1 protein-coding gene is annotated in these 584 nt (G+C 40.2%); it reads right to left on the minus strand.

Annotation, left to right across the window (positions count from 1 at the left end):
* On the minus strand, positions 1–468 hold a 468-nt coding region (locus GJV78_RS22770), incomplete at its 3' end, for an ISAs1 family transposase (RefSeq protein WP_155110323.1).
* Between the last annotated feature and the right edge of the window lie 116 nt (positions 469–584).

The following is a 584-nucleotide window of genomic DNA, read 5'->3' on the forward strand; positions in this document are numbered from 1 at the left end:
CTCAGGCATGGCTGTTATTTCATTGCTCTTTTCACTCGTTTTTAGCTGCCCCAGCACTACGCCACTCAGGGTTGAAAAAGCACTGATGACATGAATTGCACCACGTCGCCTGCTTTTATCATAAGAACCCCGCAATGTTTTTCCATCAATCGCAATAACATCTTCATCCGGTGAATGGCACTCTCTCATCCAGTTGATAAAACATTCATGGAATTTTTTAGGGCTTATGCAACTTACCACTCTGGCAATGGTATCATGTACCGGAACGCCATTTTCAAAATCGCCATAACGTTTCAGAAAATCCAGATGAACGTGACCAAAATCTTCTATGTCTTCCCAGCCTTCAGCGCCAGCGATAACGGCACAGATAGTGAGAAGCAGAATATCTGATAATTGATGCTCGACTTTCCATGACTGCCTGTAATCAGGAATAATTGATATATGTTCCATTAACTTTGCAAGATCCATCTTTTTTATCCTTAAATTATCCTGAGACAGTTGATCATAATCAGCCCTAAAATGACAGTTTTTTCGTGTTATCGAGTGTACATTTTTTGCTCTATGAATAACCATTTGTCAGTACA

Origin of the sequence: Intestinirhabdus alba, from assembly GCF_009711095.1 — a bacterium.
Lineage (GTDB): Bacteria > Pseudomonadota > Gammaproteobacteria > Enterobacterales > Enterobacteriaceae > Intestinirhabdus > Intestinirhabdus alba.